The sequence below is a fragment of the Natrinema gari JCM 14663 genome (genome assembly GCF_000337175.1).
Classification (GTDB): Archaea; Halobacteriota; Halobacteria; order Halobacteriales; family Natrialbaceae; genus Natrinema; species Natrinema gari.
The window spans coordinates 1-422 of the sequence record NZ_AOIJ01000075.1 but is presented as its reverse complement, the minus strand read 5'-3'; the positions used below and the strand labels follow the sequence as shown (position 1 = coordinate 422).

Annotated in this window: 1 protein-coding gene; it reads right to left on the bottom strand. The window is 61.4% G+C overall.

Translation table 11 applies throughout. The features are described from left to right. On the bottom strand, nt 1–422 hold a 422-nt coding region (locus C486_RS21420), incomplete at both ends, for a hypothetical protein (protein ID WP_008458217.1).

Sequence of the window (422 nt, the reverse complement as noted above, 5' to 3'; positions counted from 1 at the left end):
CCTCGTCGAGCCGCTCTTCTTGGAGTTCGACGTACTTCTCATCCAGCAGGGAATCACCACCAGCCGGTCTGTGGTCAAGGTACGCTCCGCGAACGAAGCCCCAGATCATGTCTCGCAGGACCTGTTCTCGGTCAACGCCAACTGGGTGGAGCATGATCTGCTGGGCGAACGCACCGAGGTCACGCCCAATAGCCGTAGGTGACGACGTCGGGCGGCCTCGGGCAGATCTCGGACCATACGTGCAAGCGTCTACGAGATCGTCGGTGTCTGGTTCCCGGTCTGAATCGATGAATTCGTCCACCGTTCGGAACGTCGGAGGTGCAACTGGGGACTGGCTGAAGCCGATGAAGTCGGTCCACGCCTCGCCCCATACGTCGTCGTCCAGGTAGCCGTTGGAGTCGAGGAGAGCAACGTCGCCGAGG